The following is a 16,601-nucleotide window of genomic DNA, read 5'->3' as shown; positions in this document are numbered from 1 at the left end:
AAAGTGCATAACGCGCACTAAACTCCTCCCCTTTGACCCGACCAGACTCCCCATGACCTATTGCGTCGCCATCAAGCTCAACGCCGGTCTCGTCTTCCTGACCGATTCCCGCACCAATGCCGGCCTGGACCAGATCAGCACCTTCCGGAAAATGATCGTCTACGAGAAACCCGGCGACCGCTGCATGATGCTGCTCTCGGCCGGCAACCTCAGTATTTCGCAGTCGGTCCGCGAGATCCTGCAGATCGAGCAACTGAAGGAAAACGAAGACAGCGAGCCGATCACCATCTGGAACGCCACCAGCATGTTCGATGCGGCCCGCGTCCTGGGCCAGGCGGTGCGCCATGTGTACGCGCGGGATGCCGAGGCGCTGCAGCACGCGGGCGTCGACTTCAACGTCTCGCTGATCCTCGGCGGCCAGATCCGCGGCGAAGGTATGCGGCTGTTCCAGGTCTACTCGGCCGGCAACTTCATCGAAGCCACGCCCGAGACCCAGTATTTCCAGATCGGCGAATCCAAGTACGGCAAGCCGGTGCTCGACCGGGTCATCACCCCCGAGACGCCGCTCGACGAGGCCGCCAAGTGCGCGCTGGTCTCGATGGATTCGACCCTCAAGTCGAACCTTTCGGTCGGCCTGCCGCTGGATCTGGTGGTGTACGAGGCCAACGCCCTGCGTACCGACAAGATCGTGGCGATCGACCAGGACAACCCGTACTTCCGAATGCTGCATGACCGCTGGGGCCAGAAGCTGCGCGAAGTGTTCGACAGCCTGGAGCAGCCGGTGTGGGACGACAGCAGCACCGACGTTCCGCTGAAGCAACCCAACGGCCGCACCAAGCCGCTCAAGAAGCTGACCAACCCGAACGAGAAGCTGATCTAGAGCGGGCTACGTCAAAGCGCCTGACACGCTCCAGCCCCCTGCTCGTTTCGCATGCCGCTGCCCTGCGGCAGATCGTCTTCTCGCATGCCAACCGTTACCCTGCGGGCATCTGCGGCGTGCCGTTCGCACGGCGGCAGCGGCCCGACCTTCGATCCGGCACCGGCCGGCGGCGCTCTAGGCCGGTGCCACCGGCTCGTAGCCGCAGGCCCGGTTGCGGCCCTGGTCCTTGGCGCGGTAGAGCGCCTCGTCGGCACGGCGCAGCAGGTCCGCCGCCCGGGTCGTGCCGTCGCTGCAGGTCGATACGCCGATGCTGACCGTGATGGTGCCGTAGACCGGGTGGTGCTGCCCGGCGATCGTCTCGATCAGTTCGCGGGCGGTGCGCAGCCCGTCTTCCATGCCGGTCTCGGGCAGCAGCACCACGAACTCCTCGCCGCCGAAGCGGGCCACCACGTCGGTCGCCCGCAGCCGCAGGCGCAGCACGCCGGCCAGCATTCGCAGCACCTCGTCGCCCACGCCGTGGCCGAAGGCGTCGTTGACCCGCTTGAAATGGTCGGCGTCGATCATCAGGATGCTGAGCGGCCGCTGGTTGCGGCGGGCGTCGGCCAGCGTGCGCTCCAGCAGCGGATCGAAGGCGCGCCGGTTGAGCAGGCCGGTGAGCGCGTCGGTCTGCGCCTGGCGGCCCAGCTCGGCATTGGCGGCCTCCAGGGCCAGGGTGCGTTCGCGCACCTGGTGTTCCAGCGCGTTGCGGGCGCCGACCAGCCGCTGCGTCATGCTCCCCAGCGCATCGGCCAGGGTCTGCAATTCGGCGCTGCCGGCGGTGCGCGGGATCCGTGCGTTGGGCACGTCGGCCTCCAGGTCGCGGGCCGCGCGCGCCATGCGGTTCACGTCGGTGCTGAGCCGATGGGCGGCCAGGCCGGCCAGCAGCGAGCCGATCAAGGCGGTCAACAGACCGATGGCCAGCGCCTGCCGGGTGGCTTCCTTGACCTCCAGAAAGGCGCGGTCGGCCGGCTCGCGGGCGACGATGGTCCAGCCCAGGTCGCTCACCGGCGCCCGGGCCGCCAGCTTCATCCCGGCGGTGAGGTAGGCGGCGCCGTCGTACCACGGTACCACCACCGCGCCCACGGTGCCGGGCGGAATCGACGGCAGGCGCACGCCGGCATCGGCCAGCTTCTGGCTCTGGCCAGCCGGTGCGTAGATCAGGTTGCCGGCCTCGTTGAAGATGAAGATCTCGATGCCCAGGTCGCGCGCCTCGGCCGGCAGCACCGTGCCGATGATGTCCGCCGCCCAGGACCAGCTGGCGTGGACGCCCAGCACGCCGATGTGCCGGCCGTCGACCACCACCGGCCCGGAATAGTCGAGGAAGCGCAGCGGCTCGCCGCTGGCCTGCGGCGGCAGCAGCGACGCGAGCAGCTTGGCAGGGTGCAGATCGCCCACGAAAAGCTGCGCGCGGCCCTGCTGGAACCACGGCCGCTCGCGCACGCTCTGGCCTTCCAGCAGGCCGCCCAGCGCCGACTGCACCGTGCCGTGCTCGTCGGCGACGCCCACCCACATGGTCGCGGGCTGGGCTGCGTGGATCAGGTCGACCGCCTGCCGGACCTGGGGCGACGCCAGCCCCCCCTGCCACAGTTCCGGTCGGCGGACCAGGCTGGACACGATGTCCGCGTTGGCCTGCAGGCCTGCGGCCAGCACCTGCGACGCGTTGGACGCCACGAGCACCAGCGAGCGCCCGGCGTCGGCGCGTACCCGGCCGCGGAGCATTTCGCCCAGGCCGTAGGTCAGCACTAAAGATGCAAGTACCACCAGCGTGCCGAACACCAGCGTGAGCTGGATCTTCAGGCTGGGCGGATGCGGTGCGGGGTGGCGATCGACCATGGCGGCATTCTATGAGCAGCCCGCGGCACTGCCCAGGGGGTGAAGTCGGCGAGAATCGCAGGCCCGGCCGCGGCGCCCGCCGCGCGGCCCGCCCCGCCGCCCGTACCCTCTTTCCCGCCTCCATGACCTCTCTCTCCGCCGCCGACCACGATTCCTCCTCCACCCCCGGCGAGGACGACGGCGACGCGCCGGTGCAGGAGGCCCGCCGCTGGCGCGCCAACGGCTGGACGGCCCAGGTCATCAAGAACGAGGACGACGACGGCTGGGCCGTGTCGATGACCCAACACGGCCAGTCGGAGCCGGCCCTGGTCGGCCCGTGGACGATGGGCCGCGACAAGAAGAACCCGAAGCCGCTCGACACCTCCGCCTTCTCGACCCTGGTCAAGACCGCCTCCGAGGTGCTGCGCCGCCACGAGCAGCAGCTGCAGGCGCAGCTGCACCGCGAGATCGAGGTCGAGGCCGGCCCGGCCGGCCAGCGGATACGCGTCACGCTCGACATCACCCCCGACGAGGACAACCCCAGCGCCGAATTGCGCGCCTGCGACGAGGCCGGCGACGAACAGGGCCGGGCCCGCGTCTCGCCCGGCTTCCGCCTGACCCGCGCCAGCGCGATCGCCTGGATCGACAGCGGCTATGCCCGGCCGCGCTGACGCCGTCGCCCCTGCCGGCGACGAGGCCGGCCGTGGCTGACCCGCGGGTGCCGGTGCGGGAAGACGAGATCGAGTTCAGCGCGATCCGGGCCCAGGGCGCGGGCGGGCAGAACGTCAACAAGGTCTCGAGCGCGATCCACCTGCGCTTCTCCATCCCCGCCTCGTCCCTGCCCGACGAGATCAAGGCGCGGCTGCTGGCCCTGTCCGACCAGCGGATCACCGCCGAGGGCGTGGTCGTCATCAAGGCCCGGACCACCCGCAGCCAGGAGCAGAACCGCGCCGACGCCATCGCCCGGCTGCAGGCCCTGGTCGACAGCGTGGCGGTGCTGCAGAAGCGCCGCAAGGCCACCAAGCCCAGCTACGGATCGCAATTGCGCCGGCTGGACGGCAAATCCACCCGCGGCAAGGTCAAGCAGCTGCGCGGGCGGGTGTCGGGCGGCGACTAGGCGCCTGCGCGCCGCGGCGGCTCAGTCCGCCCAGACCACCAGGCCACTCCAGGCGGTCGCCAGCACCACGATGCCGAAGGCGATCCGGTACCAGGCGAAGGGCACGAAGCTGTGGCTGGCGATGTAACGCAACAGCCAGCGCACGCAGACCCAGGCGCTGACGAAGGAGAAGACCAGGCCCACCGCGAACATCGGCAGGTCGGCCACCGTCAGCAGCGCGCGCTCCTTGTAGAGGCTGTAGGCGCCGGCGCCGATCAGGGTCGGGATCGCCAGGAAGAACGAGAAATCGGTCGCCGCCTTGCGCGAGAGGCCCAGCAGCATGCCGCCGATGATCGTCGCGCCGCTGCGGCTGGTGCCGGGCACCATCGCCAGGCACTGCACCAGGCCGACCTTCAGCGCGTCGAGCGGCGTCATCTCGTCGACCGAGGCGATGCGGGTGGCGCTGGGCGGCCGGCGCTCGGCCCACAGGATCACGAAGCCGCCCAGGATGAAGGTGGTGGCCACCACCACCGGGGTGAACAGGTGCTCCTTGATCGCCTTGCCGAACAGCAGGCCCAGCACCACCGCCGGCAGGAAACCGATCAGCACGTTGAGCGCGAAGCGCTGCGCCCGGCGCTGGTGCGGCAGCGCGACCAGCGTCTCGCGCAGCTTCTGCCAGTAGACGAGGATCACCGCGAAGATGGCGCCGGTCTGGATCGCGATGTCGAACACCTTGGCCTTCTCGTCGTCGAAGCCGAGCAGCGCGCCCGCCAGGATCAGGTGGCCGGTCGAGGAGATCGGCAGGAATTCGGTGAGGCCTTCGACGACCCCCATGGCGGCGGCCTTGGCCAGTAGAACGGTATCCAAACGGGTGGCTCCTGGAGCGTGTGATGTACTTCGACGTCGGGAGCACGTCATAGACAGCCCACGATTATCGCCGGCGTGCCCCGTCGCCCGGCGTGGCTGCCGGTCACGGCAGCGGGAGGCCCGCCGCATGCCAACCGGAGTCGCAGGGGTTATGCTATAAAAATAATAGCTATAGGTCGTTGAATAGCGCTGGCGGCAGGCACTTTTCTTACTGAATTCCCTGCGGCACCTGCAGGATGTCCCGCGCCGGGCCACGAGGCCTTCCGGCAGATTCACCGCGCGGTGCGGGTGTGGCCGGCGGCGATCGACGCGTTGTAGCGGGACGGTTCAAAGCGATGTAGGCTGCGGCCGATTGCGCACAGGTCGCGAACGGCCACCTTGCGGGCGGAAGCGGTCTCCGCCGCATGCCCGCCGGCCCGGCCCGAAGCCGACAGGACACGACACGACCAGGAAACCCGCCATGACCAGCACCCGCACCTTCCCCGGGAAGATCCATTGGGAGTCCGACGGCACCAGCCGTATTCCCTTCATGGCCTACACCGACGCCGACCAGCACAAAAAAGAGCTGGAGCGCTTTTTCTACACCGGGCACTGGAACTACGTGGGCCTGGTGGCCGAGGTGCCCGCGCCGGGCGACTTCAAGCGCACGGTGGTCGGCGAGCGGTCGGTGGTGATGGTGCGCGACGCCGAAGGCGCAATCAGCGTGGTGGAGAACGTCTGCGCGCACCGCGGCATGCAGTTCTGCCGCGAGCGCCACGGCAACCGCAAGGAGTTCGTCTGCCCTTACCACCAGTGGAGCTACACGCTGCGGGGCGACCTGCAGGGCGTGCCGTTCCGCCGCGGGGTCAGGCAGGACGGCAAGGTCAACGGCGGCATGCCGGCCGACTTCAGGACCGCCGACCACGGGCTGACCAAGCTCAAGGTCGCGACCCGGGGCGGCGTGGTCTTCGCGAGCTTCGACCACGGGGTCGAATCGCTCGAGGATTTCATGGGGCCCGAGATCCTGCGCTACTTCGACCGGCTGTTCGACGGCCGCGCGCTGTCGATCCTGGGCTACAACCGGCAGCGCATTCCCGGCAACTGGAAGCTGATGCAGGAAAACATCAAGGATCCGTACCACCCGGGTCTGCTGCACACCTGGTTCGTCACTTTCGGCCTCTGGCGCGCCGACAACAAGAGCCAGCTCACGATGGACGCGCGCCACCGGCACGCCGCGATGGTCTCGACCCGCGGCCCGTCGGGCAAGGCCGACCAGGTCACGCAGGTGTCGAGCTTCAAGGAGAGCATGGCGCTGCACGATCCGCGCTTCCTCGACATCGTGCCCGAGCCCTGGTGGGGCGGCCCCACCGCGGTGATGACGACCGTGTTTCCCAGCGTGGTCCTGCAGCAGCAGGTCAACAGCGTCTCGACCCGCCACATCCAGCCCGACGGCCACGGCGCGTTCGATTTCGTCTGGACGCACTTCGGATTCGAGGACGACACGGCCGAGATGCGGCAGCGCCGGCTGCGCCAGGCCAACCTCTTCGGCCCGGCCGGCTTCGTATCGGCCGACGACGGCGAGGTGATCGAACTTTCGCAGCGGGGCTTCGAGCAGAAGCCCGGCCACCGCACGCTCGCCGAGCTGGGCGGACGCGAGGTCGAGAACACCGACCACATGGTCACCGAGACCCTGATCCGCGGCATGTACCGCTACTGGCGCGAGGTGATGGAGGCATGAACGACATGGCACACGTTTCCCCGCCCGCCACGGGCACCGAACCCGCGACCGTTCCCGCACCGGTGGCCGCGCCGCCGCAGATCGGCTTCGACGACCACTGCGCCATCGTCCGGCTCTACGCCGACTACGCACACGCGGTGGATTCCGGCGACTGGGAGCTATGGCCCGAGTTCTTCACCGACGACTGCCTCTACAAGCTGATCCCGCGCGAGAACCACGCCCGCGGATTTCCGCTGGCCACGCTGCTCTTCGAGAGCAAGGGCATGCTGAAGGACCGCGTCTACGGCATCCGCGAGACCCTGTTCCACGACCCGTATTACCAGCGACACGTGGTCGGCGCGCCGGTGATCCACCGCGCCGACGGCGGCCGCTTCGAGACCGAGGCGAACTACGCGGTGTTCCGCACCAAGCTCTCGCAAGAAAGCACCGTTTTCAACGTGGGCCGCTACATAGACGTGATCGAGCGCACGCCCCAGGGCCTGAAGTTCGCGTCGCGGCTCTGCGTGTACGACAGCGAAATGGTCCCGAACTCGATCATCTATCCCATCTGAGGAGCGCGGCCCTGCCGCCTCGCCGGCGCAAGCCGGTGACCGAGCGGGTCGGCATCCCTTCCGACGACAACCGACAACCCCTGAGATCCACACGATGAGCACCACGACCTGGACCGACGCAGCCGCCGCAGACGACATCCCCGAGGACGACGTGGTCGGCCTGGTGGTGGACGGGCGCGACATCGCCTTCTACCGCACCGCGGGCGGCGTCTTCGCGACCGACAACCTCTGCACCCACGGCCAGGCGCGCCTCTGCGACGGCTTCCTGGAAGGCTTCGAGATCGAGTGCCCGCTGCACCAGGGCCGCTTCGACGTGCGCGACGGCAGCCCCACCTGCGCGCCGGTCACCGCCGCGGTGCGCAGCTACCCGGTGCGGATCGAAGGCGGACGGGTCTTCGTTCAGCTGGCCTAGCGCGTGTCATGCACTGTGAAGTACCCGTCCGGCCCAGGCCGCTGTCCTCGTTCTGCGCGCCGGGCGCCTAGGGAAAACCCCGCCGATCCGCGTCAGCTTGATGTCAGCGCGGTGCACGCGCCCGGCAGTACGATCCGCCAGCCCTGTCGCAGGGACGCCCCGCGGCGCGCGGGCCTGCACCGGTTTCGCGGCTTTCCCGAAGAAAGGCATCGACGTGTCCGTCCTCCTCACATTCGCTTTCCTGGTCGACCGGATCAGCACCCGACTCGGCAAGCTGGCCGCTTGGGCGGTGCTGGCCGCGGCGCTGATCTCGGCGGGCAACGCCTTCGTCCGCTACGGCTTCGACGTCAGCTCCAACGGTTGGCTGGAAATCCAGTGGTACCTGTTCGCCGCGGTGGTGATGCTGGGCGCGCCGATGGTGCTGCAGCTCAACGAGCATGTGCGGGTCGACATCCTCTACGGCAAGCTCAAGGGCCACGGCAAGGTGTACGTCGACATCCTCGGCCTGGCCCTCTTCCTGATCCCGGTGATGGCCATGCTCGCCTGGTTCAGCTGGCCGCTCTTCGTCCGGATGTACGAGACGCACGAGATGTCGGGCAACGCCGGCGGCCTGATCCGCTGGCCCGCGATGCTGCTGCTGCCGCTGGGCTTCGGGCTGATGGTGCTGCAGGGCCTGTCCGAGATCATCAAGCGCGTGGCCTACCTGATGGGCGTGCACCAGATGGACACGCATTACGAAAAACCCGTCCAGTGACCGCGCGCACGAAGCCCACGCCATGAACATCCACCCAACGCCCTCGACAGGCGCAACCGTCTCTTTCCAGGGACGCCGCCGATCCGGCTCCGCCGGTCGGCCAGCGTCGCCCCCTGCAGGGGGTCGGCGCAAACGCGCAGCGTGCAGCCTGGGGGGGGAACTGAACATGCAAATGGAAAATTTCGCCCCGATGATGTTCGGGGGGCTGGTGCTGATCATGCTGATCGGCTTTCCGGTGGCGTTCTCGCTGGCGGCGCTGGGCCTGGCCTCGGGCTTCTTCGCGATCGAGATGGGGTGGTTCCCGGCCAGCTTCATGGCCAACCTGCCGCTCAACATGTTCGGCATCCTGAGCAACGAGCTGCTGCTGGCGATCCCGTTCTTCACCTTCATGGGCGCGATCCTCGAGAAGTGCGGCCTGGCCGAGGACATGCTCGATTCGATGGGCCAGCTCTTCGGTCCGGTGCGCGGCGGGCTCGGCTACTCGGTGATCATCGTGGGCTTCATCCTCGGCGCTATCACCGGCACGGTGGCGGGCCAGGTGATCGCGATGGCGCTGATCAGCCTGCCGGTGATGATCCGCTACGGCTACAACATGCGCTACGCGAACGGCGTGCTGGCGGCCTCGGGCACCATCACCCAGCTGGTGCCGCCGTCGCTGGTGCTGATCGTGATGGCCGACCAGCTCGGCCGCTCGGTGGGCGACATGTACAAGGGCGCCTGGGGCCCGTCGATCCTGCAGGTGCTGATCTTCGCGGGCTACACCTTCATGCTGGGCGTGTTCAAGCCGCACCACGTGCCGGGCGTGCCGAAAACGGCGCGCACGCTGCACGGCTGGGCGCTGTGGCGCAAGTGCCTGCGCGGCATCCTGCCGGCCGCGGCGCTGATCTTCGCGGTCCTGGGCTCGATGGGCGGCCTGCCGGGCATCGATGTGGCCATCGCCACGCCGACCGAGGCCGGCGCGATGGGCGTCGTGGGCGCGCTGATCCTGGCCGCGATGCACAAGCGCCTGACCCGGCCGCTGATCTGGGAGGCGATGGTCGGCACGATGCGGCTCACCGCGATGGTGGTCTTCATCCTGATCGGCGCGCGGGTGTTCTCGATGGTGTTCCAGGGCGTCGACGGCGCGCTGTGGGTCGAGCACCTGCTGAGCGGCCTGCCGGGCGGCCAGACCGGCTTCTTGATCGTCGTCAACATCTTCATCTTCTTCCTGGCGTTCTTCCTCGACTTCTTCGAGATCGCCTTCATCATCCTGCCGATGCTCGGGCCGGTGGCCAACAAGCTGGGCATCGACCTGGTGTGGTTCGGCGTGCTGCTGTGCGTGAACATGCAGACCAGCTTCATGCACCCGCCCTTCGGCTTCGCGCTGTTCTACCTGCGCGGCATCGCCGACACGCTGTTCAAGGAAAAGCGCATCGCCGAGCCGATCAAGTCGAGCGACATCTACCTGGGCTCGATCCCCTGGGTGGTGATGCAGCTGTTGCTGGTGACGATCGTGATCTTCGTGCCGCAGACGGTGACGATGTTCCTCGACAAGGACGAGGTGATCGACCTCGACAAGGTCAAGATCGAGATGCCGGCCGAAGACGTGCAGCCGCCCGCCGCGGCCGAGTCGGCCGACGACGAGCAGAAGCGCGTCGAGGAGATGTTCAAGCAGGGCAACAAGTGACGGCGGCGCACGCGACCGATACGCTGGCGCCGCTGGGCGAGCACTTCGGGCCGCCGCCGTTCGGCTTCGCGCCCGCGGGCGGCACGCTGGAATCGCCCGCGTTCTCGCCCGCCTTCCGGTTGCTGGCGGGCACGATCGTCGGCGGCTGCTGCGTGTGGGTGGCGCGGCTCTGGCTCGTCGGCGCGCTGCAGCCGGGCAGCGGCCTGGTGTGGGTCGGCGCGGGCCTCGCGATGATGCTGTGGACGCTCTGGCACCTGCTGACCAGCCGCACGCGGCTGAGCGCAGAGGGGCTGTACCAGCGTTGGGTCTGGGACAAGGCGATGCCGCTGCGCGAGCTGGCCCTTTGCAAGCTGATCCGGGTGCCGGGCCTCGACTGGCTGATCGCGCCGCGGCTCTACGCCCGCACGCTCACCGGCAGGTTCACCGTTTTCTACGCGGCCTCGCCCGCGATGCTGGCCGAGTTCGCGCGGCTGCGAGACGAGCTGCAGACGTTCCGCCGCGGTGGTGGCGGCACGAAAGTCTAGCGCCGCGGTACTCGATCAGCGGTGCGTCCACCACCGGTGCGCGCCGCGGGCCGCCTGGTCGAGCAAAAAGCCCAGCGCACCGATCAGCACGATGGCGGCCATCAGCTCCGAATAGGCCAGCCGATCCCGGGGGTCGAGCACGAAGTAGCCCAGCCCGGCCTGCACCCCCAGCATCTCGGCCGGCACCAGCACGATCCAGACGATGCCGATCGCCAGCCGCACGCCGGTCAGGATGTGCGCGGCGATGCCCGGCAGCACCACCTGCCGGACTGTCTCCCACGGCGTGGCAGACAGGCTGCGCGACAGCGCCAGCCACTGTGGATCCAGCTGGGCCACGCCGGCGGCGGTGCTGAGCACGATCGGCCACACCGCGGCGAAGGCCAGCAGGAACACCACCGGCGCATCGCCCACGCCCAGCACCATCACCGCCACCGGCATCCACGACAGCGGCGACACCATGCGCAGGAACTGGAACAGCGGCCCCGTGGCCTGCGCCACGCTGCGCGACACGCCCACCGCGATGCCCACCGGCACGCCCACCGCGACAGCGATGCCCAGGCCCGCGGCCACGCGCTGAAGGCTCAGGCCGATGTGCAGCCAGATGTCGCTGCCCGCAAGCAGTTGCAGCAATGCCGCCGCCGACACCCCGGGCGCGAAGGCCGCGGCGATCGGCATGCGCCGGGCCAGCAGTGCGATACCGGCCGACCAGAGCGCCACCGCGACCAGCAGCCCGGCGATCGGCAGAAGAGCCCGCCGCATCATCCGGCCAGTGTCTCGCGCCGCGCATAGTCGGCCGACACGCCGAAGACCTGCGGGCCGCCCACCGCCTCGATCGCCTTGCGCACGAAGCGCTCGTCGACCAGGTCGCGCGCGACGAAGGCCGGATGGAGCTTCTTCAGAAAGTCGGTGTTGCCCTCGACCTTGGTCTGCTGGATCGCCCGGACCAGTTCCTGGGTATACGAGGCGTACGGATAAGGCTGGAAGTCGATCCGCCGCTGCTGCCAGCCCTTGTGCCGCACGATGCCGCGCGCCTCGTAGTCGGCATAGTCGGTCGTGGCCAGCACCTCGGCGAGCGTCTGCGGCGGATGCGGCGTGTAGCGGCGTTCGCCGGCGTTCGAGAGCAGCCGCGCGGTCTGCAGCCGGTTGTCGCGGGTCCAGAGCTGGGCGCGCACCAGGGCGGTGGTCACGCGCTGCGCCCATTCGGGCTTCTCGGCCAGGTCGCGCTCGGCCAGGAAGGTGACGCAGCAGGCGTGGTCGCGCCAGACGTCGCCCGAGAAGCGCAGCACCTTGCCCACACCCGCGATCTCGGCCGCCGCGTTGAAGGGCTCGGCGACGACGAAGCCGGCGATGCTCCTGGCCGCGAGCGCCGACACCATCTCGGCCGGCGCCAGCACCACCAGGTTGACCTCCTTCGGCCCCACCGATGCGCCGCGTGCACGGGTGACGGCAGACAGCCCCGCGTCGCGCAGGAGGCGCTGCAGCAGGATGTTCTGGACCGAGTACCAGAACGGCACCGCCACCGTGCGGCCGCCCAGGTCGGCCAGGCCGCCGATCTCGGGTAGCACCGTGAGCGCCGATCCGTTGACGTGGTTCCAGGCGACCATCCTGGCCGGGAACCCGGAACCGTAGCGCACCCACAGCGTGGCGGGCGTCAGCATGTGGATCACGTTGACCTGCCCGGCGACGAAGGCCTCGACCACTTGCGCCCAGCTGCGGAAGAGGCGCGGCGACTCGGTCCTGAGCCCCTCCTTCTCGAACAGCCCGCGGCCGTGGGCCACCAGCAGCGGCGTGGCGTCGGCGATCGGCAGGTAGCCGATCTTCACCGGCTGGTCGTCGCCCTTGAACGCCTGGGCACGGGCATCGCCGGCCGACAGCAGGGGCGCGGCCACCCCGGCGCCGGCCAGCGCCGAGAGGCGCAGCATGTCTCGCCGCGTCAGGCCGCAGCCGCAATCGGACGAGGCGCAGACATGGGGCGCGGGGCGGCGGTCGAGGATGGGCGTCGGTTCGGTCATGTCGGTGCTTTCGGGCGGGCGGAAACGAACGAAGGATCGGCGTGCCGGCGTCAGGCCGGCGCGGCAGGGGCGTGCGAGGCCTGCAGCGCATGGAGGATATCGAAGCGCAGCGCGGCCAGGTCGGGCATGTGCCGCTCGCGCGGCCGCGGCGCGGCGACGGTCCATTCGCGCAGCACGCCGCCGGGCCGGCCGCCCATCAGCAGGATGCGGTCGGCCACCAGCAGCGCCTCGTCGACATCGTGGGTGACCAGCAGCGTGGCGGCACGGCGGCGGTGCGCCACCTCCACCAGCAGGCGCTGCATGTCGGCGCGGGTGATCGCGTCGAGCGCCGAGAACGGCTCGTCGGCCAGCAGCAGCGCGGGCTCCCGCGCCAGCGCGCGCGCCAGCGCCACGCGCTGGGCCATGCCACCCGAGAGCTGCGCCGGGTACAGCGCGCCATGGCCGGCCAGGCCGACGGCGGCCAGCGCATCGTCGACCCTGACGCGCAGCGCGTCGGTACCGAGCCGGGGCCGGCGCTTGAACGCGAGCCCGAATGCGACATTGCGCGCCACGTTCAGCCACGGCAACAGGCCCGGCTGCTGGAACACCAGCGCCGCACGCGGATGCGGCGCCTGCAGCAGCTGCCCCTCGAAGCGTACGGTGCCGGCCCGCGGCGCCGCCAGCCGTGCCAGCACCCGCAGCAGCGTCGATTTGCCGCAGCCGCTGCTGCCCAGCAGGCACACGGTTTCGCAGGGTGCGACCGACAGCGACACGTCGTCGAAGAGCGGCGGTGCGCCGCCGTAGCCGAAGGATAGCCCCTCGGCCTGCAGCAGCGGCGTCGGTGCGGTCTGCGGCATCTGCAGAATGCTCGGCGACACCATCAGCGAAGTCGCCGTGGCGCGGGCGGCGTCGTGCGCCTGCAGCGCGCCCTGCAGCTGAGTGACGCTGGGCGTGACGATCGGGATGAAGGCTGCCTCGCGCCAGCGGCGCGCGAAACTCAACGGCTGGTCGCGGTGATAGGCCTTGCCGCCACCGGCCAGCAGTTCGAGCTGCACCGCCTGCTGCGTCAGATCGGACAGTGCGAGCCGCAGCCGGAACAGGGCCGCCGGCCGGGTGACGAAGCTGCCGTCCTGCAGTCCTGCTTTCAATGCATCCACCGTCTTGCAGAGCGTTTGGCTGTGGTGCTCGACCTGCGCGGCCAGTACGCAGCGTGCGGAACCGGCCGCCGCTGCGGCCGTGGCGAGCGCAGCGCGCGCCAGCCCGATCGACAGGCCGCACTGCAGCGCCAGGAAGGCAGGCCGCACCTGCGGCAGCCAGGTGTTCGCGTCGGGATGCAGCAGATCGGACGCGTCGAGCGGCAGGATGTCGATGTCGAGCGCCGCGGTGTTGCTGCCCCGCAGCGCGATCAGGTCGAGATCGGGACTGCGCAGCAGGCCGGCCCGGCCCGCCGGCAGCGCCGCGACAAAAGGCGGGCCACCGCCCGGACGCTGGACCGCGACCGCCGCCAGGAAGTCGCCCGCCGCGCCGCCGCGCAGGTTGGTGCACCACGGCACCCGGCCCTTCAGCAGCCAGCCCTGGCCGCCGACCGCATCGGTCGCATTCACCTGCAGCTCGGCGATGCCGCCCAGGTACTTCATCGCGTTGGACAGGCCCGACGCGCCCGCTATATCGCCGCGCAGCAAAGCCGGCAACGCGCGCTCGCGCAGCGCCGCGTTGGGCGACTGCAGCAGGTATTCGATGAAAGAGCGCTGCCCCCAGAAGACGAAGGCGGCCGCCAGCGACTGCCCGGCCACCGCGGCGATCGCCTCCACCGCATCCGCGGTGCTGCCGCCTTGTCCGCCCAGCGCCTGCGGCACGCCCAGGCCGAACAGGCCGGTCCGCGCCAGGCGGGGCACCACCTCGGGCGCATGGGTGGCTTCGGCATCGAGCGATTCGGCGTGGCCGGCCAGCCAGGTGCGCAGATCGTCAGGCCGCACGGGCCGCTCCGGCGTTCGTACCGTCGGCCAGGGCCGCGCCACCGGGCAGCCAGGGCTGCAGCTCGGGGTTGACCGGGCTCTGCGCCAGGCTGTTGGCGAAGTTGCAGAGCGTGGCCAGGCTGATGCCGAGCACCACCTCCAGCGCCTCCTGGTCGCCCAGGCCGGCCGCGCGGAAGGCCTGCAGCGCCGCGTCGGGCACCTGGCCACGGGTGGCGATCACCGCTTCGGCGAAGACGCGCAACGCGTCGAGCCGCGCCTGCCCGGTGTCGCCGCCGACCTGCAACGCACGGACCGTGGCGGCGTCGAGGCCCGCCTGCCGCCGTGCGATCTTGCTGTGCCCCGCCACGCAGAAATCGCAGCCGTGCACCCGGGCGGCGGTGATTTGCACCACCTCGCGCTCGGCCAGCGAGAGCGCGGCGCGGCCGTTGATCTGCGACACCGTCTGGTAGGCCTCCAGCGCCACCGGCGCATTCGCCAGGATGCCGACCAGGTTGGGCAGGAAACCGTTGGCGGTGGCGGCCCGCTCGACGGCGGGGCGGCTGGCGTCGGGCGCGGTGGCGGCGGTGTGGAGTGCGAGGCGGGTCATGGTCGGGGATGGCGTGCGCCGGAGGGGGATGGCTTCATGGTCGCGCCGCGGCGACGACGGGGCAATGTCCGAGCGTCTTGCATTTATGGCCGTTCGTATCGAGCGCGGCGCGGCCGTCGCCGCCGGGCCCGACGTTCAGATGGCGGCAGCGGCCGGCACGGCGGCGCGCGCGTGGCGCCGTTGCCAGGCCCCAGGCTGGGCGCCCATCATCCGCTTGAAGGCCCGGGAGAACGCGGCATAGGACGCGTAGCCCACGGCCTCGGCCGCCCGCGCGATCGGCTCGCCCTGCGCCAGCCGTCGGGCCGCGATCTGCATGCGCAGCAGCAGCAAGAACTGCAGCGGCGGCTGGCCGCAGGCGGAGGCGAACTGCCGGAAGAACGCGGCCCGCGACAGATGCACCCGCTGCGCCATGTCGTCCACCGACCAGGGCCTGCCCGGCGACTGCAGCAGGTCGGCCACCAGCGGCGCGAAACCCGGCCGCCGCAGCAGCGACCAGAGGCCGCATACCTGCGCATCGCCACGCGCCACTTCGCGCAGACCGTAGAAGAACAGCAGGCCGGTGAGACGATCCATCACCGACGAGGGCACGCTGCCCGCGCGCAGCGCCTCGTCGCGCATCAGGTCGAACAGCGCGCCGGCCGAGGCCATCGGCGCCTCGTCGGCGCGCAGCACCAGCGCCGCGGGGAACGCGTCGGCCACCAGCTCGCACATCGGCCCGTCGAACGCGAAGAAGCCGCAGGCGAGCCCGGTCGCACCGACGTCGAGCGATGCGCCCAGAGGCTGCATCGGCAGCGGGCCGCAGGCGATCGCGGCGTCTTCGTAGGGCGAGAGGAAGTGCGGCACGTCGCGCATCAGGAACACCCCGTCGCGCGGGCCCAGCGCCACCGGGGGGGCAGCCGGGCAGGTGCAGCCAGCAGCGACCGGCCAGAACAAGGTGGAAGCTGGCGCGGGCCCGGCCGGCGGTGGAGGCGCGCCAGCGACCGCAGTACTGGCCCACATGGAACACGCTCGCCTTCCAGGCCAGGCCGTCGAGCAGCCAGTCGACCACCCGGTCGAGTTCGGGGTCGGGCCGGGCGGCCGGTGCGCGGGGCGAGAGGGCGGGCGTCGCAGTCATGGTCGCGCGAGTCTGCCGCAGCAGGCCTGCCGCGCCAACGAAATTTTGCTCCCATGCTTATGCACATCTCGGCATACAGCGGGCGCTAGCGTGCGGACGAAGCCCCGCGACCGGCGCGCCGGGCCTGCACCGCCCGGGGCCCGCGCCGCACGCCGGCGCGGATGTCCGTATGCTGCCACTCCCTGAATCGCCCCGGGTTTTGAGGAGGCTTCAACTCTTGAGAAGATGAAGCCATGAACAAGTCGAACAAGTTCTCGCCCGAGGTCCGTGAGCGTGCGGTGAGGATGGTGCAGGAGCACCGTGGGGAGTACCCGTCGTTGTGGGCGGCAATCGAGTCCATCGCGCCCAAGATTGGTTGTGTGCCGCAGACGCTGCACGCGTGGGTCAAACGGGTGGAAGTTGATACGGGGGTGCGCGAATTGGCTCGCGAAGGCGTGACAGTGGCCCGTTGCACAGTCGAGCGCTCGATGCGCCGGATGGGGCTTCGCGGTGTCATGCGAGGCAAGGTGGTGCGCACCACCGTTGGGGACGCCAAGGCGCCGTGTCCGCTGGACCGGGTCAACCGGCAGTTCCGGGCGGAGCGGCCGAACCAACTGTGGGTCTCGGACTTCACGTA

16 protein-coding genes and 2 pseudogenes are annotated in these 16,601 nt (G+C 70.1%); 10 read left to right on the top strand and 8 right to left on the bottom strand.

From position 1 onward, the window contains the following. The first annotated feature begins 52 nt into the window (after positions 1-52). Positions 53-880: a proteasome-type protease gene (locus DFQ15_RS10790; RefSeq protein WP_110465984.1), complete on the top strand. Its 828-nt coding sequence runs from the start codon at positions 53-55 to the stop codon at positions 878-880. Positions 881-1,054: 174 nt separating this feature from the next. On the opposite strand, the gene DFQ15_RS10785 is transcribed toward DFQ15_RS10790, so the two are convergent. Next, entirely contained in the window at positions 1,055-2,752 is a 1,698-nt protein-coding gene (locus tag DFQ15_RS10785) for a sensor domain-containing diguanylate cyclase (RefSeq protein WP_110465983.1), read from the bottom strand. A gap of 122 nt (positions 2,753-2,874) precedes the next feature. Between DFQ15_RS10785 and DFQ15_RS10780 the strand changes: the two genes are divergently transcribed. Together DFQ15_RS10780 and arfB are read left to right on the top strand one after the other, a co-directional pair. Next, on the top strand, positions 2,875-3,402 hold the full coding sequence (locus DFQ15_RS10780) for a hypothetical protein (RefSeq protein ID WP_199399857.1): 528 nt from the start codon (positions 2,875-2,877) through the stop codon (positions 3,400-3,402). A 32-nt stretch (positions 3,403-3,434) separates the two neighbouring features. Beyond that, positions 3,435-3,848 carry an alternative ribosome rescue aminoacyl-tRNA hydrolase ArfB gene (arfB, locus tag DFQ15_RS10775; RefSeq protein WP_110465982.1) on the top strand — a complete coding sequence of 138 codons (414 nt, stop codon included), beginning with the start codon at positions 3,435-3,437 and terminating at the stop codon, positions 3,846-3,848. A gap of 21 nt (positions 3,849-3,869) precedes the next feature. Here arfB and DFQ15_RS10770 read toward each other — a convergent pair whose 3' ends face one another. Further along, positions 3,870-4,694, bottom strand: a complete 825-nt coding sequence (locus DFQ15_RS10770) for an undecaprenyl-diphosphate phosphatase (RefSeq protein WP_110465981.1) — start codon at positions 4,692-4,694, stop codon at positions 3,870-3,872. 460 nt (positions 4,695-5,154) lie between these two features. Here DFQ15_RS10770 and DFQ15_RS10765 point away from each other — a divergent pair, with 460 nt between their 5' ends. From DFQ15_RS10765 to DFQ15_RS10740, 6 genes are all read left to right on the top strand, one after another. Further along, positions 5,155-6,411, top strand: a complete 1,257-nt coding sequence (locus tag DFQ15_RS10765) for an aromatic ring-hydroxylating dioxygenase subunit alpha (protein ID WP_110465980.1) — start codon at positions 5,155-5,157, stop codon at positions 6,409-6,411. Positions 6,412-6,416: 5 nt separating this feature from the next. Then, a complete protein-coding gene (locus DFQ15_RS10760; RefSeq protein WP_199399856.1) occupies positions 6,417-6,962 on the top strand; it encodes an aromatic-ring-hydroxylating dioxygenase subunit beta in 546 nt (181 codons plus the stop codon). A 94-nt stretch (positions 6,963-7,056) separates the two neighbouring features. Next, positions 7,057-7,374, top strand: coding sequence for a non-heme iron oxygenase ferredoxin subunit (locus DFQ15_RS10755; protein ID WP_110465979.1), 318 nt, complete (start codon positions 7,057-7,059; stop codon positions 7,372-7,374). A gap of 214 nt (positions 7,375-7,588) precedes the next feature. After that, positions 7,589-8,128 (top strand): TRAP transporter small permease subunit, encoded by a 540-nt coding sequence (locus DFQ15_RS10750; protein WP_110465978.1) that lies wholly within the window; start codon positions 7,589-7,591, stop codon positions 8,126-8,128. Between the two features lie 166 nt (positions 8,129-8,294). Further along, positions 8,295-9,794, top strand: coding sequence for a TRAP transporter large permease (locus DFQ15_RS10745; RefSeq protein WP_110465977.1), 1,500 nt, complete (start codon positions 8,295-8,297; stop codon positions 9,792-9,794). Beyond that, positions 9,791-10,318 (top strand): hypothetical protein, encoded by a 528-nt coding sequence (locus tag DFQ15_RS10740; protein ID WP_233504416.1) that lies wholly within the window; start codon positions 9,791-9,793, stop codon positions 10,316-10,318. Before DFQ15_RS10745 ends, DFQ15_RS10740 begins: the two co-directional genes overlap by 4 nt. 15 nt (positions 10,319-10,333) lie before the next feature. Here the strand turns inward: DFQ15_RS10740 and DFQ15_RS10735 are convergent, their stop codons facing one another. The 6 genes and pseudogenes from DFQ15_RS10735 to DFQ15_RS10710 form a co-directional block, all read right to left on the bottom strand. Beyond that, positions 10,334-11,080 carry an ABC transporter permease gene (locus DFQ15_RS10735; RefSeq protein WP_199399855.1) on the bottom strand — a complete coding sequence of 249 codons (747 nt, stop codon included), beginning with the start codon at positions 11,078-11,080 and terminating at the stop codon, positions 10,334-10,336. Beyond that, positions 11,077-12,330 carry an ABC transporter substrate-binding protein gene (locus DFQ15_RS10730; protein ID WP_110465976.1) on the bottom strand — a complete coding sequence of 418 codons (1,254 nt, stop codon included), beginning with the start codon at positions 12,328-12,330 and terminating at the stop codon, positions 11,077-11,079. Before DFQ15_RS10730 ends, DFQ15_RS10735 begins: the two co-directional genes overlap by 4 nt. Before the next feature lie 50 nt (positions 12,331-12,380). Then, positions 12,381-13,166, bottom strand: coding sequence for an ABC transporter ATP-binding protein (locus DFQ15_RS10725; protein WP_110466037.1), 786 nt, complete (start codon positions 13,164-13,166; stop codon positions 12,381-12,383). A gap of 57 nt (positions 13,167-13,223) precedes the next feature. Then, positions 13,224-14,285: pseudogene (locus tag DFQ15_RS10720) on the bottom strand (acyl-CoA dehydrogenase family protein); the annotation flags it as partial. Further along, positions 14,275-14,871, bottom strand: coding sequence for a carboxymuconolactone decarboxylase family protein (locus DFQ15_RS10715; protein ID WP_110465975.1), 597 nt, complete (start codon positions 14,869-14,871; stop codon positions 14,275-14,277). The pseudogene DFQ15_RS10720 and the gene DFQ15_RS10715, both read right to left, overlap by 11 nt. 135 nt (positions 14,872-15,006) lie before the next feature. After that, a pseudogene (locus DFQ15_RS10710) lies at positions 15,007-15,985 on the bottom strand (AraC family transcriptional regulator). A 233-nt stretch (positions 15,986-16,218) separates the two neighbouring features. Between DFQ15_RS10710 and DFQ15_RS10700 the strand changes: the two are divergent. Further along, on the top strand, positions 16,219-16,601 hold a 383-nt coding region (locus DFQ15_RS10700; RefSeq protein ID WP_146228720.1), incomplete at its 3' end, for an IS3 family transposase.

Source organism: Xylophilus ampelinus (assembly GCF_003217575.1).
In the GTDB taxonomy this organism is placed as follows: Bacteria; Pseudomonadota; Gammaproteobacteria; order Burkholderiales; family Burkholderiaceae_C; genus Xylophilus; species Xylophilus ampelinus.
This window is presented reverse-complemented; position numbering and strand designations above follow the sequence as displayed.

Excerpts from the sequence above, each read along its gene's own strand:
- DFQ15_RS10785 (WP_110465983.1), bottom strand. The coding sequence starts at position 2,752 with ATGGTCGATCGCCACCCCGCACCGCATCCGCCCAGCCTGAAGATCCAG.
- DFQ15_RS10735 (WP_199399855.1), bottom strand. The coding sequence starts at position 11,080 with ATGATGCGGCGGGCTCTTCTGCCGATCGCCGGGCTGCTGGTCGCGGTG.
- DFQ15_RS10745 (WP_110465977.1), top strand. The coding sequence starts at position 8,295 with ATGCAAATGGAAAATTTCGCCCCGATGATGTTCGGGGGGCTGGTGCTG.
- DFQ15_RS10715 (WP_110465975.1), bottom strand. The coding sequence starts at position 14,871 with ATGACCCGCCTCGCACTCCACACCGCCGCCACCGCGCCCGACGCCAGC.
- DFQ15_RS10730 (WP_110465976.1), bottom strand. The coding sequence starts at position 12,330 with ATGACCGAACCGACGCCCATCCTCGACCGCCGCCCCGCGCCCCATGTC.
- DFQ15_RS10760 (WP_199399856.1), top strand. The coding sequence starts at position 6,417 with ATGGCACACGTTTCCCCGCCCGCCACGGGCACCGAACCCGCGACCGTT.
- DFQ15_RS10725 (WP_110466037.1), bottom strand. The coding sequence starts at position 13,166 with ATGCCGCAGACCGCACCGACGCCGCTGCTGCAGGCCGAGGGGCTATCC.
- DFQ15_RS10780 (WP_199399857.1), top strand. The coding sequence starts at position 2,875 with ATGACCTCTCTCTCCGCCGCCGACCACGATTCCTCCTCCACCCCCGGC.
- DFQ15_RS10790 (WP_110465984.1), top strand. The coding sequence starts at position 53 with ATGACCTATTGCGTCGCCATCAAGCTCAACGCCGGTCTCGTCTTCCTG.
- DFQ15_RS10755 (WP_110465979.1), top strand. The coding sequence starts at position 7,057 with ATGAGCACCACGACCTGGACCGACGCAGCCGCCGCAGACGACATCCCC.
- DFQ15_RS10765 (WP_110465980.1), top strand. The coding sequence starts at position 5,155 with ATGACCAGCACCCGCACCTTCCCCGGGAAGATCCATTGGGAGTCCGAC.